Origin of the sequence: Caballeronia sp. GAFFF2 (assembly GCF_023631485.1) — a bacterium.
Lineage (GTDB): Bacteria > Pseudomonadota > Gammaproteobacteria > Burkholderiales > Burkholderiaceae > Caballeronia.
In genome coordinates, this window is the sequence record NZ_JALQDA010000034.1 from 39,601 (window position 1) to 55,932 (window position 16,332).

Here is a 16,332-nt window from a genome sequence, read left to right on the forward strand (position 1 = left end):
GCCCGCGCGTTCTGCCTGTCAGCCGCGCGCTCCGAAAGCGCGCTGGATTTTCTTCTCGGTGTTGTACTGACTGAGCGCATAGACCGACCAGATCGCGGCGGGAATCCAGCCAATCAACGTGATCTGAAGAAGCAGGCAGATGATGCCGGCAATCGGTCGGCCGATCGTGAAGAACTGCAGCCACGGAAGGATGAGTGCGAGCAAGAGACGCATATGCGGTCCTCGGATGTGATGGTCTGGTGACTTTACCATCCGCGTTGCACCTGCTTGCGCGATCCCATAACATGAGGCCGGGACCTACTTAGCCGAACTCGCCAAACGCCCGGCCGACATTCGATGACCGAAGCCACCGACCTCGCGCACCTTGTTGACGCGTTGCGCCAGCATCGCCTGCTCGATGCCGACGAAGAACCGCGCTTCACGCGCCTGACGGGTGGCGTGTCTTCGGATATCTGGCGCGTCGATGCGTGCCGCGCTACGTTCTGCATCAAGCGCGCGCTCGGCAAGCTCAAGGTCGCGGCGGACTGGCATGCGCCCGTCAGCCGCAATGCCGCCGAAGCCGCGTGGCTGCGCTGTGTCGCGACCTGGCTGCCGCACGCGGTGCCTGCGCTTCTGTTCGAAGACGCGCCGCTCGGCTGCTTCGCGATGGCGTATCTTCCTGCGGAACATAACCCCGTCTGGAAGGCGAAGCTGCTGAAAGGCGAGATCGACGACATCTTCGCCGCGCAAGTCGGTTTCCTTCTTGCGCAGATTCATGAGAGAAGCGCGGGTTCGGCTGCGCTCGCGGCGCAGTTCGCGAATCACGATACCTTCGAGTCCATCCGCATCGAGCCTTATCTGCGGGCGACAGCCGCGCGTCATCCCGACCTGGCGAACACACTCGGCGATCTGGCGGATTCGGTTTCGGCTGCGCGCATCGCGCTGGTTCATGGCGACGTGAGCCCGAAGAACATCCTGTGCGGTGCCGACGGCCCCGTCTTTCTCGATGCCGAATGCGCAACCTTCGGCGATCCGGCCTTCGACCTCGCGTTCTGCCTGAATCACCTCGTCCTGAAGAGCTTTCTCAATCCGCATTGGCGAGAACGCTATGCCGGAAGCTTCGACGCCCTGAGCGGTCGATATCTGGCGGCCGTCGATTGGGAACCAGCGGAACGGATAGATCTGCGTTGCGCGCGGCTCTTGCCGGCGTTGTTGCTCGCGCGGGCCGATGGCAAATCGCCCGTCGAGTATCTGCAAGATCCAGCCGACATACAGGCGGTGCGCGAACTTGCGCGCGGCCTTCTCATCGAACCGGTCGATTCCCTTGCGCAATGGCGAAAGCGCTGGAACGAGGCGGCATCCATCGATAAACCCGCGGGAGTCTGAATATGAGCAGCGCGATTGCATCCGTCCACGGCCGCCGCATTTGGGATTCGCGCGGACGTCCGACCGTGGAAGTGGAAGTGACGCTGGCAAGCGGCGCCAAAGGACGCGGCATGGCCCCGGCGGGTGCTTCTCGCGGGCGTTTCGAGGCGGTGGATCGGCGCGACGGGGCGGCCGCGCTGGGCGGCTTCGGCGTGAGCGATGCGTTACGCGGTATCGACGATGAAATCGCGGCGGCGCTGATCGGCATGGATGCGCTCGGGCAAACGCAAATCGATGCGCGTCTGATCGAACTCGATGGCACCGAGGACAAATCGCGGCTTGGCGGCAATGCGTTGGTCGCGACGTCGCTTGCGGTTCTGCATGCCGCGGCGGCAGACCGTCGGCAGCCGCTGTGGGCTTATGTCGCCAACGGCCGAACCGTCAGCGTTCCGATCCCGGAAATCCAGATCTTCGGCGGCGGCGCGCATGCTGGCCGGCGTATCGATATTCAGGACCTGATGGTCATGGCGCCATCCGCGAAAAGTTTCGACGAAGCGCTGGAGATGACCGCCGAGATCTATCTGGCTGCGGGCAGGATCATGGCGAAGCGTGGTCATCTTGCCGGTGTCGCCGACGAAGGCGGGCACTGGCCCGTGTTCGAGAGCAACGAAGCGGCGCTGGATACGCTCGTCGCGGCTATCGAAGAAGCGGGGTTCGTTCCGGGCGAGCAAGTCGCCATTTCGCTCGATATCGCCGCATCCGAATTCGGCTCGGGCGGGCGTTACAAGCTCGGCCTGGAGCGCCGCGAGCTCGACAGCGACGCCATGTGCGAACTGATGCTCCGATGGTGCGACCGTTACCCGATCGTGTCGATGGAAGACCCGTTGAGCGAGGACGATGCGGCCGGCTGGCGCCGATTCACGGCAGCGGTGGGAGGACGCGTGCAGGTGATCGGCGACGATTACCTCGTGACGAACGCGGCGCGCATTGCAAAGGCCGCCGAGCAACGCGATGTCAACGCTGTCCTCATCAAGTTGAATCAGGCGGGTACGGTGACGGAGACGCATGCGGCGCTGGAAGCGGGAAAGAACGCGGGGTTTGGCACGATCGTATCGGCGCGCTCAGGTGAGACGGAGGATACGACCATTGTGCATCTTGCCGTTGGCTGGAATGCGGGCCAGCTCAAAGTCGGCTCGTTCTCGCGCTCGGAACGCATGGCCAAGTGGAACGAGGCGATTCGCGTGGAAGAAGCGCTTGGCGACGCGGCACAGTTTGCGGGTATGTCGATGCTCGGGCGCAGGCGATAGGAGCGCGTCCGTTAAGAGGCCGAAGCGACCGTCCCGGTGCCTTTTTACAATATCCAGACGAATAGTGAGCACTTATTCCACGAAAAATACATAACGTGTGGAATTTAACCAGTGGCTGCTTCGTTCATTCCTCAAGCGATCGCGAGCGTTGGCGTGTGCGCGAGTATGTTGCGTTCGACGGTCTGGCAAATTGCTTGCTCATGTTGTCGGCCCTAAGGCGTGACTCACGCCTTTGTTCAACATGGTCTGGAACTTGCCGCGATGAAAGCATGATCCATCGGTGTGCGTAATTGCGCATCGACGCGCAAAGATAAAGGCACCGATGAACGAAGCGCCAGCGGCAAAGCAACAATGCGTGGCATTTTGGACTATGCTGGCCTGAGCACTATCGAACGATGGGCAGGTGTGGACAACAAGGCATGGCAAGCGTGCACACCATTTGATTCGTCCCCCTTACTAGCGTACCCGCATCATGAAAAATGATGCGGAAGCGGAGAGGCGCATGAAAATCGCGTTTGTTGTCGACAGCTATCCTGTTGCATCGGAAACCTTCGTGGTCCGTCAGATCGCGGGATTCGCGGAACGAGGACATCACGTGGTCGTCCTTGCCGCGCGCTATGACGAAGGCGCCGACGATCCGCTCAAAGGCCAGATCGAATTACGCATATTTCGTCGCAAACAGGGCACGGCGGCACGCATTGCGCATCTGGCGCGCTTCGGACTGAGCTCACTGTCAACGCCGGAAGGACGCAAACGCATTGGCGTGGCCTGGCGCGCGGCGACATCCGGTTGCCGCTCGACGCTGTTCGACCTCTCGGGCGGCGGAGCGATGTCGCACGAAAGTTTCGATGCGGTGATCGCACATTTCGGTCCCCTCGGCGTGCGCGCCATGTATCTGCGCGATGCGGGCTACTTTGAAGGCCCTATCTCCACCGTCTTTCATGGCTTCGACATGAGCGATGAAGCGCTCGTCAAGCGTTATCTGCCGCACTACAAGCAGCTCTTCGGACGGGGGTCGCTGTCGCTGCCGGTCAGCGAATTCTGGCGGATGCGCCTGATCGACTGGGGCGCGCCTGCATCACGGACGCTCGTGCATCACGTGGGAGTGGATGTCGAGCAACTGCCGCTTGCCACCGACAAGCAGAAGCCCGGACGCCCGCTCAAAGTGCTGAGCGTGGGAAGATTCGTCGAGAAAAAAGGCCTTGAATATGCGATTGCCGGCGTTCGCGATTGCAGCCTGCCCGTGGAATACAACGTGATCGGCTACGGCCCGCTCGAAGCCGACTTGCGCGCGATGGCCGCGAATAACCGCAATCCGGTCAACTTTCTCGGCGCGCGCGCACAGGACGAAGTGTTCGCGGAACTAAAGCGCACCGACGTGTTTCTGCTGCCGTCCGTGACGGCCGCCAACGGCGACATGGAAGGCATTCCGGTGTCGATCATGGAAGCGATGGCTACCGGCGCGATCGTCGTCGCAACGCGTCATAGCGGCATTCCCGAGCTCGTGGTGGATGGCGAGACCGGCGTGCTCGTCGACGAGCGTTCGGGGCCGAGCATTTCCGCCGCGCTCGAAAAAATCGCCAAAGGACAGATCGACACCGACAAGATGCGCGCGACCGCGCGGCACACTATCGAAACGAACTTCAACAACCGCACGTTGCACGCGGAACTGGAGGCCATTCTGGTCGAGGCGCGCGCGGGCGAAGCGCGCGAGATCGCAAGGTGATGCGGTTTGCGCGGTTTCAGGAATCCGCGTGCGAGCGGACGAAATTCACGAAGCTCAGATACGTCGGCAAGATCGGCACGCTGTTGTGCATGATGCCGAAGGTGTGGTCGCCGCTGTCGAGCACGTAATACATGGTGGATTGAATGTTGTGCGTCTTGCGGGCGTCGTAGAACGATTGCAATCGGGACTGCACGAACGCGCTCCGGTAGTCGTCGCTTTGTTCGGGATTGGCATTCCACTCGGTAATCATGAAGGGAACGCCGTAACGCGCCTTGCAGTATTGCGGCAGGTCGAAGTGCGGGCCCGCGCCATCCGAACCGATATCGAACAAATCGCCATAGACCTCGTAGTTATGCCATGTCGTCATGTCCCAGCGGACTACGGGATGACCGCTCGTGCCGTCCGGCTGATTGCCTTCCCATAACGCGTCCGATGCACCGATATCCGCCACACAGAAGTTGATGCCGCACATGGCGTCGGGCTGCGCGGCCTTCACGCCGTCGATCAATCCGCGCATGACGCCGCGCATGACCGGCCAGTTATCGTTGTTGAAGTCGGCGACATCCGTTCCGGCGCGATTCGAGTCGATTACAGTCTGAGCTCGGCGCGTGAGTTCGTTGCCGCATTCGTACATCGTCACGCCGTAGGGCTTCAGCGTGCTCGCGACCGTCACGCCTGTGCTGTAGGCCTTTGCGTAGGCCGCGGCCTCGCTGCCGAACAGGTTACCCCAGTCATCCGTCAATCCTTGTTGAATCAGACAGAACAGTTCGATGCCCGTTCCGTTCATGGCCCTCGCCATCCTTGCGACAGGTCTGAGTTCAGCCGACGTCTCATTGCACCCGAGCCGATAGATACTGCAACCCATGCCATTCAAAATGGCGATGGTTTGCGCGGGCGTGTAGAGATAATCGTAATGACCGTTCATGCCGAAGAACATGCCGGATTGCGCTGCGAGCGGTGTGCGCGGGTCGCGGCAAAGTAGCCAGTCATTCGACCACACATAGAATTGCCCGCTCGTGTTTCTCTGATAGATCTTGCCGCCCGACCAGAGAAGCATCAAAACGTTGGCAATGGATATTGCCGTGTCGTTCTGAAATACGACGCCGTTATTCACCGTCCAGACGGAGCCGCGTTTGTCCACGATCGCGGTTGCGTCAGGAATGGTCGTGCCACCCGGCGATGGGCCTTGCGACTCCGCTCTTGCAGTGGGATTCAGTTGTCTGGACCGCCCGGAAGCGCTCGATGTCGAGTTCGGTACGTCGCTTTCGCTTCCGCCTCCGCAGGCGGCCAATGTATAGGTTCCGGACAACGCGCCCAGGCTAGCTAAAAATCTACGTCGATCAATCATCGAATGTGCTAATCCGCCTTCTCGCGGAAAACTCCAATTACTCTGCGATAAAATCGCCATTCTTTAAACATAGTAGGGATGCGAACTAATAAATGGAAGGCGAAAGGATGCCTGCGCTGCCTTGACCAGAGGCGCGGTCGAGAGCCCTCGAGACCTGCGTTAAGCGATGACTGCGTTGACGCCAGGGACTACGCGGAACACTTCGAGTCTGAACGAATTCGGCCGGGATTTGCAGGTCGCTTCTCGAACTACAGAGTTGCGCAAACGCTTTTCCTTAACGGCGCTTTGTGAGGCGGCAATATGAAAAAACGTAGATGCGTCGTAAAGACAATGCAGAGAGCGTGATCGAATCTTGAACCATCGATAACGCACGAACGCTTCGGGTAGCGAAGGCTTGCGAAATGCAACCCAACCGCGGACGCGGCGTTGTTCAAGAGGAAGAGCTTTAGGGAAACGATGTGACGTGACGCGAACCGATGGCTCAGTGTGTTCACGTCACGCCTGAGTGACCAATGCGGGCGGTGTCAGCGTTTCGACAACCGCACACACGCCGATTCACCCGATCGTCCGCGTCGACATTTTCGGCGTAGATAAGAGAGGCGCTGCCTGCAACATTTGCCCCCACTGATAATCCACGCTGTCCGGGAAGAGGGGATATAGTCCACCGCCCGGCGTGAAGGTCATTTCGCCGAAGAAGATCTTGCAGTCGGGTGCATAAAGATCCACGCGCACATAGTCGAAGGATGCCGACAACGCTCTTGCCTTGGCGAGGATCGCGTCGAGGTTGGCCGGGCGCTCGCAAGGCGTCGCACTACGCGGATAGTGTCCGATCCTGATGTCGAGGTGGTTCCACGATTCATCGAAGAAATCTCCGCGCGGATGGCCCGTATAGCGATCAGAGATCAGCAGGACAAACAGCTTGGAAGGTCCCTCTTCGGGATTGAAGCAGTGGATCTTGAAGTCGGCGGGAATGTTGCCTTGTTCATCGAGAAGCAGGGCTTCGAAAAGCAGCCGTGGTTGAATCGCGCGGTAATGCCGCTCGCGCCCGGTTCTGGAAAAGTCGGTTGCAAGCCACCGGTCGGCAAGCGTCCTCAGTTCCTGATAACTCGTTTCCGCTTTGTCGCGGACGATCTTGACGAAGCCGCTGCCGTGATTGGCCTTCATGACGAAGGAGTCGGGCAACGCCTCGAAATCCTCTTCGGTGAAGAGCTCGGACGCCTTGAGCAGCGGAATCAGATGTTCTTCGCCGATCACGCGCCTGACGAAGTCACGCACAATGAGCTTGTCGGCCAGATCGGTAAAGCGCGCGTCCGGGTTCAGACTGCGCCGGAGCATTTTCTCGTTGAAGGTTTCGGGATTTGCAAGACTCGGGAATCGCCCGATCTTCCTGCGATGCTGCAGACGGAGGAAGAGTTCGTCGGGCATCCAATTTTTGAAGGCGTTCGCGATCATCGTGAATTAGATATTCATTCCGTTTTGGCGAAGCAGGGCACGCACAATGTGCCATATTCAAAATAATGCAGTTACTGAATAAGTCGCGGTGAAAATTGCAGCCTTTCAGACGTGAAGAAGGTCACGTGGGTCAAGTATGGCCAGCGACGTGGCTGGTTTTGTGCGCTAACGCACGTTGCGATGGAACGTAAGGGACGTCAAGTTCACGTCTTACTAAATGCGCGGAGTTTATTTCCAAAGCAAGCGCGTGAGGCCCGATATCTCAAGCTCTTTCGAATCTGTATGTAATCAGGTTGATAGATTGCGTTCAGAAGCGATATGCGACCGAGGCCATTCCGTTCACATCCAACCTGCGTTCTGTAATCGGGCTGCCGGCAGCGAAGCGTTCGAGCCGGCCAACGACTGCGACCAGGTTGGCCGACCAGTGCGAAGAGATCGTGTAATTCGCGGCCAGATTGAAGTGGACGTCGCGCAGGCCCGAGCCGGTGGAGTATTGCGGCAATCCGGACGCCACGCTTTCCGGCTGTGAAACGCCGAAGAACGTGCGCGTATAAGCGCCATTGGCCCAAGTCAGCCCCGGCCCCGCCGTTAGCAGCAATTTGCCGATGGGCGCGGAGACATAGAGATCCGCCATCGCGGTGAGTCCTTGCCCGGTGCCGCCGATGTCCTGATAAACGGCTGTCGATCCGGTGAAGGCCCAGTACGTGTAATCGGCGAATAGTCGCAGCTTCGGTCCGTAGTGCACGTTGGGCAGGCCGTCGAGTCGCGCGTCATCGGACGACGATCGCGACTGAAAGTCGAAACTCACCGACATGCCTGCGTGGTAGTTCTCTCCGCGCAGCACGTTGACGCCGAGCACGTCCGGACCTTGCGAAAAGATACGGTCGCGCCAGGAAATATCCTGCACGGGCAAGGGAAATACCTTGATCCGCGACGATCCCGGAAACTCGGGGAACACGTACAGTCCGGGCCCGATCGAAATTTTCCAGTCACCATTCGTTTGCGTGTCCGCGTCGGCGGCGTATGCCGGTCCAAATGCGAGCACGGCCGCAAGCGCCACGCAGGTGCGCGCGATGAATGTTTGCGCGCGCTTCATGCTCTCTTCGCGCCTGCAGCCGTTTGCCGGAGCCGACGCGCCAGGGCACGCGACATCACGGGACCTGTGCCATCGGCGGAGTCGCAGGCAGACGCGCTCTCGCGCAGGAACATCGTGCATTCGCGCGCCACCACTTCGCGCTCGTTGTCGGACGTGATCATGTGATAGGAGTCGTCGAGCCAGATGGTCCGCAAGAACGACGCGCCTACGTTTGCCGCGACGAATCGCGCGTTGTGCGGGCTCGAGGTCTCGTCGTCGATAGCGTGAATGACGAGGCAGTCGCTCGTGACGCGCTTCAGCTTGCCACGCACCGATGCCGCGAGACGGCTGGCCTCGTGCAGCGCGGGCATCGAAATGGATGCCGGGCCGACTTCGCTGATCTCGCCTTTTTGCATCGCGCGGGCGATCTTCGTGCGCAGCGCTTCATTGCGCAGACCATAAGGCTCGTGCTCGCGGTAGCGATAACGCGTACGCAACGGCGTGTAGTACGCCCAGTCGAGCAGGAATCGATACCACGGGATGGCCCAGCCGTCATAGTCGAGCGTGACCGAGAGCAACAGCAGGGCGCGCGCGGAAGGGCGTTCATGGGCGACCGCGGCGGCGAGCGCCGCGCCCATCGACAGGCCGCACACCGAAACGTGCCGATGCCGCGCCGCCAGCGCGTCGAATTCCGCCACGGCCGCGCGCAGCCACTCTTCCATCGAAGCGTGTCCGGCGCCCGCGCTGTATCCGGGCAACTCCGGCGTGTGCGTTGCGAAGCCCTCTTCACCGAGATAGCGGGCGAGAAAGCGCAATTCGAGCGGCGAACTGGACAGGCCGTGCAGCAGCAGGACCGCGTGATCCCGGTTCTGGGCGGGGGGAAAGTAAGGCATGTTCATGGTCAGGCAGCCGAACGGAGGACGAGATAATCGCCGGATGGCGTGGCGAAGCGCTCGCAAACACATTCGACGGGCCGCCAGTCCTGCTCGTCCGACTGGAACCGGATACGGTGAAGCCCCGGCAGAAGGGCATCGCTGACGCGGGCAATATCTTCGCCGTGGGCATCGGCATGCTTGGCGCCATATGCGATGCCGGCGCGCGGCGCGTCATCGTCGATAAGCGGGGAATTCGCCGCCGCGACGAAATTGGCGGGCGAGACACGCGTCGTCGGATCGAGCGCCTTGATGAGAATCAGCGAACGGTTGTATTGCGTGACGTGCTGGAGCATCCGGTGCATTTCCTCGGTCGCCCGGCGCGTGATGAGGCGTTCGTTGTCGTGACGCAAGAGCATCTCATAGCGCGACTGCGCCACCGAAGCGAGCAACTCGGCGCGATACTGCGCGCGCTTGAGCCGCTCGACGAGCGTCATCATGACGATAGTGATCAACGGATACGACACGAGCAGCTTGATATCCGCGCGGTCGAAGTCCTCGATGCGTGCATAGGGCGGCACGAAGAGAAAGTCGGCAATACACAGTCCGGCAAGCATCACGCAAACAGCCGGCGCTAGACCGCAGTAGTACTCGACGAGAACGGCGGCAATGAGAAACGCCGTTCCGGGCATGACGGGTCCAAGCAGCGGGTGCAGCAGCGTGCGGATGAGTGCGGCGGTAAAAAGCGCGCTTGCCGCGATGATCCATCGTTTGCCGCCGCGCGGCGCCCATCGGCGAGAATTACTGATATGCATGCTATTGCACGAGGCGTGTGACTGTCCTCGTGGTATCGGCGTTCCGGCGCGCGACTTTAATGCCATGTGAGGCATAACGGGCTTTCGCGGCGCGCGGGCGCTGGAATGATTATGCTTTCAACGTCTGAAAAAGCTTGATGATGTCGAACGAGAGAATTCGCATGCCCCTGCTGTCCCACGGTCTACGCTTTGCCATCGCCGCTTATCTGCTTGCGGCGCTGACGCTCTTTATGGTGCAGGACCGGATGCTTCTGCCTTCCACTCCGAGCGCGCCGGATCTTCGCACAGTCCCGCACGCCGGTGCAAGCATCGACCTGTTGCAAGTGCGCGACCAATTCGCGGGCTATGTCGTCACTCCGGCCGGGCGCGAACCGCGCGGGACGTTCATGGTTTATCACGGTAACGAGGAGTCGGCCGACACCAAATTGCCGCTCGCCGACGTGTTCGTGCGTGACGGGTATAGGGTGGTGATCGTCGAGTATCCGGGGCACGGCAGACGCCCGGGAGAGCGCACGATGAAGGCGGCGCTAGCCGCATCGCGGGAAGCGTTGGCGGCCACCATCGCGCAGTGGCGCGGGCCGCTTTATCTCGTTGGGGAGTCGCTCGGTGCGGGCATGGCCGCGCAGGTCGTGAAGGGCAATGAAGCAGCGCTCGCGGGCGTCGTTTTGATCACGCCGTGGGACTCGCTCGCCGACGTCGCCGCCGAAAAATATCCGATTTTTCCGATCCGCTGGATGCTGCACGACGGCTTCGATTCCGTCGCCGCCGTGTCGCATTACGACGGCCCGCTCGTGATCGTGGGCGCGCAATTGGACACGCTGATCCCGGTGATGCATGCGCGCCGCTTCGCAAACGAACACGAACGCGCGCGTTTCATGCTCCTGCCGACCGCCGATCATGACCACTGGTTCGGCGTCATGACGCAGGCGGACTGGCGGCAGGTCTTGCAGTGGATGCACGCCGGCTGACGAAGCCCGGCGCCGGCGTTTTCTCGTCGGTCAGTCGCGCGGGCTCAATGCGAGGTCGGCTTGACAGGCGCAACCGGGCTCACGCCGTCGATCGCACGCACCGGGTCGACGCTCTTGGCTTCGACGTGTTCGACTTCGACATCCGTGCCGCGCAGTGTCTCGTTGATCGTCTCGGTGCGCTCGGTTGCCTGCCGGCCCACGACGACTTCCTCGACGACATGCGCGGTCTTCGCGACGACGGCGTGTTCTGCCGTCTCGCGAATTTCCACGAAGCCTTCCTTCAGGTCGGCGGCCGTGGCGGGCCGGTCGACCGGACGGCGCTCGATCGTCGCATGCTCGTCACGCAGATTGACGGTTTCGCTGACAGGCGTTGCAGTGGCGCGCGAATAGACGCGCACGCCGCCGGTTTCGACTTCGCGCTTGCCGACTTCGAGCGACTCACGCGTCACCGCGAATGACTGGCGATCGGCCAGCACTTCATCCGAAGTCAACGGCTTCGCGGATGCATCGAAGCCCGCATAACCGCCGCTTTTCCAATGCGCCACGCGTTCGTCGATATCCACGACGCCCGCCTCGTGCATCGTCGAACGCACGAGCGGCACCTGTGATTCTTCCTTCACGTTGACCGTGAGTAACGCGCCACCGCGACGAACCGCTTCCTGATAGTTGCCGATGTCTTCCGACCGGTCGTCGCCAGCGAACATGTTGCCGAAGAAATTCTCGATCTTGCCGACGATGCCGACTTCTTCCGTGGCAGCGGAAGCGGGTCGATCTGCAACCACGGGACGTTCCGCGCCGCTCGTCTCGTCACTGGCGTGCACTTCCATGTCGGCGCGGTCCAGACCGCCTTCCACGAGACGCGCGACCGCGCTTTCGGCTTGCTGAAACGAATCGAATACACCAACGATTGCTTGAGTCATGTTTTGCTCCGGGTAATTTTGAGTGATTTGAATGGCGGCCAGACGTTGCTTCGAAGAACGGCTCAGGAAGATGTCTTGCCCGAGCCCGAGGACGGTATCGCGGGGTCCGCAATCCAGTCTCCAACCGTTCCAGCGCGCCTTTCCACGACGACTTCCTGACGTTGCAACTCGGCTCTGTGCACGTCATTTTTTTCGGTCACTACAGTGGTAATGCGGATTTCTTCCTTGAGCATCAGCCTCAGTTCGGTCACGGGCACGTACTCGAAGACGGGCACGACCAACGTGTCGCCTTCATGGCGCGGCGCAAACTCCGCGTCCACGAAACGATTGAGGGCAACGCGTTCTATCTGTGCCGTGCGGTTGTGCAGAACGACAGGCACCTCGCGCGACTCGGTGTGCGTCACGACACGCACGCGCACCATGCCGGTTTCGAGCGTTTCCGTCGATACGTGCAGACGTTCTTCAGTGGCGGTCAACGTCGACGTTTCCACGACACCTGTCGCCGTTCGATTCTGCGTGCTCATGCGCGACTCCAGGTTTCGTGGATCAGTCGGATAGGGCGTTTAGCGTGTGACACGATTGTCCGGCGCAAGGCGTCCTGCGGCACCGGCGCGCAAGGCGACGTCATCGCGAGCGCTGCCGCTTGCATCTTCGAACGGCGGTTGGTGGCGGAATCCCGCACCACCCGACACGATCGCGATGATCGCGCCGACGAGAAGTGCAGCGAACGAGAACCACGAAGCGCGGGCGACGCCGCGTGCGGCGGTATCGGCGGCCTGACGTGCATCGGCTTCAGCTTGCGGGCCGGATGCAGCGGCCGTTGCGGAAGCAACCGCGCCTTGAACCTGCGCCTTGAGCGAACCCAGCATCGTGCCGCTTGCGGCCGAAGGGTTGGCCGCGGCGGTAGCCGTCGCACCGGTCGATGCGATGCTGCCTGCCGCATTCACTGCGCTGCCGACAAGCGACGTTGCGCCGTATGCCATTGCGATGATCATCACGGCCCATGCAAGCAAGCCGTGCAGCCAGCCAAGAACCGGCGCGCAACGCCCTGCAAAATAGGAACCGATGAACACGGCGATGACCGTCATCACGATCATGTAGGCGCCGGAGCCGAACGCGAAGCCGCGCGATGGATCGGGCTGAGTCAGTGGCGACAGCACCGATGCCCCGATAGCGGTTCCGAGCACAGTCAACATGAGGTACGCGATCAACGAGAGGATGACTCCCGCGATGACGGCGCCCCATGAGACGCGGGGTAGACCATATTGTGTAGTAAGCAGGCGCATAGCGGTATCCAAAAGAATTTAGGAAGCCAAAACAGGCACGTCTAGTGAGCAACGCGTGCTGGCCAACTTGTAGGTGCAATCACCATTCCCACGAAGTGCCGGAGGCGGCTTGAACCGGCATGGACGAAGGTTCGCGCATGCGGTCGGGAGCAAATAGGTGGGATCTGCTTGAGGGTGTCGCGCGGCGGGCGAAGAACACTTATCGCCGCGTTGACCTATCGATGTCCTTCAATGCGGACTCAGGGCGAGTTTGCTTCCACGCGATCGTGTTCATGCTCGAGGCTCTGCGCCTCGATCAGACGATGGATGAACCTCAGCTTTTTCACGGCGCCAGGTGCGAGCGTGAACGGATACGGGTCCGGCATGCCGAGGCTTCGGTTAAGGCTGTTCATGGCGTACGTCAGCATCGTCCATTGCTTCATCAACAATTCGAAACTCGGCGAGTGAGGCAGCACTTGCGCGGCGAAGTTAGGACCTTTGCGGCTCACCGGCGCGATGTTGATGCCGCATGCGCGCGCGGTGCCGGTGGTATCCACGATATGAAGATAATGCGCCCAGGTTTCCGCCCAGTCTTCCCAGGGATGCATGGTCGCGTAGGCGCTGACGTGATTCGTCGCCCAGTCGGCAGGCGCGCCGTTGCGATAGTGGCGGGAAAGCGCTTCGCTGTAACTCGCCCGATCGTCGCCGAAGAGCGTGCGGAACGACGCCGTTCGCCGCGCGCCCACCACGAGGCGATCGAAGTAGTAATGGCCGATCTCGTGTCTGAAGTGACCGAGCAAGGTCCGGTAGGGCTCGCGCATGGCGATGCGTACGCGTTCGCGACGCACGTCGTCTGCCTCGGCGATGTTCATCGTGATGAGGCCGCTATGATGGCCCGTCAACACCTTTTTGCCTCGGCGGCTTTCGAGAAACTCGAATTCGAGCCCGGTTTCCGGATGCTCCTTGCGTGTGTCAACGCGCAATCCCAGCACGGCGAGCGTGTACAGCAAACGACGCTTCGCGGCTTCGAGTCTGGCCCAGTAATAACGACGGCGCGGCGCTTTCAGATTCGGGATCACGGCGGTCAGACGGCAAGAATGACAGAACGGGTCCGGCGAGTCTTCCGGCACCATCCAGTTGCAAACCTTTTCGACCGAATAGTTGTGGCACGGCTTGTAGCGAACGTCGCCGTCCGCCGGCTTCGCTTCCCACCGAGGCCCCTTCAGCTTGACGAATGCGCTCATCTCGCCCGTTTCCGGAATGAAGCCGAGCATCGACCCGCAGCGTTCGCATTGAACGTTTTCGAAGAAGATGAGATGTCCGCAGTCGGTGCAGTGAAACGCTTTCATAACGGACGATTCGTGGGCGTTCTAAAGGTGGACGCGAAGATCATTCGCACGGCTCGCAAATCACCTTGAAGTCGACCAGGGCCGCGCTCCCGAAGGTCATGCTGATAGGCACGTCGGTCGCATCGCGGCCGCGCGCCATGAGTACACGGCCAGTGCGCGGTGCGTTGTTGCGCGGATCGAAAGTCTGCCAGGTTCCGCCGAGATAGGCTTCGAACCATGCACAGAAATCCTGGTCCGCATAAGGCGGCGGCAGGTTTACGTCGCTGATGTAGCCGGTGCAATACCGCGCCGGAATGTTCAGGGCGCGGCAGAGCGCCACCGCGAGTTGCGCGTAATCGCGGCACACGCCGATGCCTTCCTGATGCGCTTCGGAAGCCGTGCGCGTGGGCCGTGCCGTCTTGTAGTCGAACTTGATGTGTGCGTGCACGTAATCACAGATGGCGAGCACCTGGGTTCGCCCTTGCGACAGTCCGCCGAACCGTTGCCACGCGAAGTTGGAAAGCAAGTCGGTTTCGCAATAGCGGCTGCCCAGCAGAAACTGTAGACACTCGTCGGGAAGTTGTTCGACCGGGAGTTGACCATCTTCCAGGGGATAGCTTTCCGGCGTATCGGGCACTTCGAGCACGCCTTCGGTCGCCACGACGAGCGGACCCACAGACGGCGTCACGATACGCGTGCACAAGTTGCCGAAGCCGTCGTAATAGTGTGTGAACGCGATCGGCGGATCGAACGTAATGCGATCGGCAACGACGACCTTGTCCGACATGGAAGGATGCGTGTTGAGCATGAGCACCGCAGGCGTGGCCTGAGTGCAGTTATAGGTCAATTGAAAACCGACGCGGAGCTTCATGGAGGTGGGTCCAAAGGATTAACGGGCGTACTAGGGCGATCAACCGAACGCCTCGACCTTCGACACGACCCAGGAGATTTTGCCAGCTTCGCCAAGCGCCGCCATTCACCTGATGTATGCATCGGATGAGGACGTTCTTGTTGCATGCCAGCATGAGATAACTTGTTCCAGCAACATCGGGGCCTGGAACCATCGATGCTTGTGAATACACGATAACACCATTACTTTGTCCCAACGCTTTGGAAAGAAAAGCAGCATCCACTCCGAAGCGCGCCAAAACCGGTTCATTCGACTTGACGCACCTTGCCCGAATCGCTTCAACGGTGTCGCCGTTGAAAAACATCAGGAAACCGAAGGATCACAAAAACTTTGCTTGACGCATGCGACCACTCCCGTATGATGGACTCATTGTTGCAATGCAGCAAAACGGGCGCCGTACCCACGGATCGGCTCGCACGTACCTCTTTATGGAGCGGACAATGTTTCCTATTCTTCAATCATCGGCACCGGCGGCAACGACACAACTCGAAGCGTTTTTCGGCATCACGAAGCGCTATGCGATGGGACTTCAACAGCTTGCCGATCTGAATGTGCAGACGGTCAAGGCTGTGTTCGAGGAAAGCGCCTCGGTCCTCACGTCGGGTTCGGACGTGAAACCGAGCGACTTCATGGGTTTTCAGTGGACGCTGTTCGCGGAAGTGCCGGAGAAGTCGGCCGCTTATGCGCGCCACTTCTTCCAGATCGTTCGTGAGACGGAAGCCGACATCCTCAAGGAAGCGCGCAGCCAGTACGAGCAATACGGTTCCGGCATGAAGGGCGCGTTCGAATCGGCCATGCAGCAAGGCTCGTCGCAAGTGCAAAAGTCGATTGCTTCGATATCGGATGTGGCCTCGTCCGCGCATGCGGCAAGCGCTGCGCCCAAGCTCATTCTCGATGCAAGCGAGAGCACGGTGGATAGCGTGACTGGTGCGACCAACGCCAGCATCGAGCTATTGAACACCAGCCCCAAACATTCGGCGTGAAGTTTCCGGGAATGTGACA

General features: G+C 60.5%; 16 protein-coding genes. 5 read left to right on the top strand and 11 right to left on the bottom strand.

Going from position 1 to position 16,332, the window contains the following annotated elements; genetic code table 11:
* Positions 1-18 precede the first annotated feature (18 nt).
* Positions 19-213 (bottom strand): YqaE/Pmp3 family membrane protein, encoded by a 195-nt coding sequence (locus tag NCT04_RS24865; protein ID WP_244830248.1) that lies wholly within the window; start codon positions 211-213, stop codon positions 19-21.
* Positions 214-336: 123 nt separating this feature from the next.
* Between NCT04_RS24865 and NCT04_RS24870 the strand changes: the two genes are divergently transcribed.
* From NCT04_RS24870 to NCT04_RS24880, 3 genes are all read left to right on the top strand, one after another.
* The gene (locus tag NCT04_RS24870; protein ID WP_250468157.1) at positions 337-1,365 is read left to right on the top strand and encodes a phosphotransferase family protein; all 1,029 of its coding nucleotides are present in this window, start codon (positions 337-339) and stop codon (positions 1,363-1,365) included.
* 2 nt (positions 1,366-1,367) lie between these two features.
* On the top strand, positions 1,368-2,651 hold the full coding sequence (eno, locus tag NCT04_RS24875; RefSeq protein ID WP_250468158.1) for a phosphopyruvate hydratase: 1,284 nt from the start codon (positions 1,368-1,370) through the stop codon (positions 2,649-2,651).
* A gap of 502 nt (positions 2,652-3,153) precedes the next feature.
* Entirely contained in the window at positions 3,154-4,377 is a 1,224-nt protein-coding gene (locus NCT04_RS24880; protein WP_250468159.1) for a glycosyltransferase, read from the top strand.
* A 16-nt stretch (positions 4,378-4,393) separates the two neighbouring features.
* On the opposite strand, the gene NCT04_RS24885 is transcribed toward NCT04_RS24880, so the two are convergent.
* The 5 genes from NCT04_RS24885 to NCT04_RS24905 form a co-directional block, all read right to left on the bottom strand.
* Complete coding sequence (locus tag NCT04_RS24885; RefSeq protein ID WP_250468160.1) at positions 4,394-5,725, bottom strand: hypothetical protein; 1,332 nt, start codon at positions 5,723-5,725, stop codon at positions 4,394-4,396.
* A 555-nt stretch (positions 5,726-6,280) separates the two neighbouring features.
* Entirely contained in the window at positions 6,281-7,150 is an 870-nt protein-coding gene (locus NCT04_RS24890) for an ATP-grasp fold amidoligase family protein (RefSeq protein WP_244830253.1), read from the bottom strand.
* Between the two features lie 334 nt (positions 7,151-7,484).
* Complete coding sequence (locus NCT04_RS24895; protein ID WP_250468161.1) at positions 7,485-8,273, bottom strand: MipA/OmpV family protein; 789 nt, start codon at positions 8,271-8,273, stop codon at positions 7,485-7,487.
* On the bottom strand, positions 8,270-9,145 hold the full coding sequence (locus NCT04_RS24900) for an alpha/beta hydrolase (RefSeq protein ID WP_250468162.1): 876 nt from the start codon (positions 9,143-9,145) through the stop codon (positions 8,270-8,272). The genes NCT04_RS24895 and NCT04_RS24900 overlap by 4 nt, the downstream gene beginning before the upstream one ends.
* Positions 9,146-9,153: 8 nt before the next feature.
* Positions 9,154-9,939, bottom strand: coding sequence for a DUF4118 domain-containing protein (locus NCT04_RS24905; protein WP_250468163.1), 786 nt, complete (start codon positions 9,937-9,939; stop codon positions 9,154-9,156).
* 161 nt (positions 9,940-10,100) lie between these two features.
* Between NCT04_RS24905 and NCT04_RS24910 the strand changes: the two genes are divergently transcribed.
* Complete coding sequence (locus tag NCT04_RS24910) at positions 10,101-10,907, top strand: alpha/beta hydrolase (protein WP_250468164.1); 807 nt, start codon at positions 10,101-10,103, stop codon at positions 10,905-10,907.
* 44 nt (positions 10,908-10,951) lie between these two features.
* Here NCT04_RS24910 and NCT04_RS24915 read toward each other — a convergent pair whose 3' ends face one another.
* The 5 genes from NCT04_RS24915 to NCT04_RS24935 form a co-directional block, all read right to left on the bottom strand.
* Positions 10,952-11,827, bottom strand: coding sequence for a YsnF/AvaK domain-containing protein (locus NCT04_RS24915; RefSeq protein WP_250468165.1), 876 nt, complete (start codon positions 11,825-11,827; stop codon positions 10,952-10,954).
* Positions 11,828-11,889: 62 nt separating this feature from the next.
* Positions 11,890-12,351: a YsnF/AvaK domain-containing protein gene (locus NCT04_RS24920; protein WP_250468166.1), complete on the bottom strand. Its 462-nt coding sequence runs from the start codon at positions 12,349-12,351 to the stop codon at positions 11,890-11,892.
* 39 nt (positions 12,352-12,390) lie between these two features.
* Positions 12,391-13,113 carry a hypothetical protein gene (locus NCT04_RS24925; RefSeq protein WP_250468167.1) on the bottom strand — a complete coding sequence of 241 codons (723 nt, stop codon included), beginning with the start codon at positions 13,111-13,113 and terminating at the stop codon, positions 12,391-12,393.
* A gap of 239 nt (positions 13,114-13,352) precedes the next feature.
* Positions 13,353-14,441 carry a zinc-binding metallopeptidase family protein gene (locus NCT04_RS24930; RefSeq protein ID WP_250468168.1) on the bottom strand — a complete coding sequence of 363 codons (1,089 nt, stop codon included), beginning with the start codon at positions 14,439-14,441 and terminating at the stop codon, positions 13,353-13,355.
* Between the two features lie 40 nt (positions 14,442-14,481).
* Positions 14,482-15,291 carry a transglutaminase-like domain-containing protein gene (locus tag NCT04_RS24935; protein WP_250468169.1) on the bottom strand — a complete coding sequence of 270 codons (810 nt, stop codon included), beginning with the start codon at positions 15,289-15,291 and terminating at the stop codon, positions 14,482-14,484.
* Between the two features lie 479 nt (positions 15,292-15,770).
* Here NCT04_RS24935 and phaP point away from each other — a divergent pair, with 479 nt between their 5' ends.
* On the top strand, positions 15,771-16,313 hold the full coding sequence (gene phaP, locus NCT04_RS24940; protein ID WP_250468170.1) for a TIGR01841 family phasin: 543 nt from the start codon (positions 15,771-15,773) through the stop codon (positions 16,311-16,313).
* The last annotated feature ends 19 nt before the right edge of the window (positions 16,314-16,332 follow it).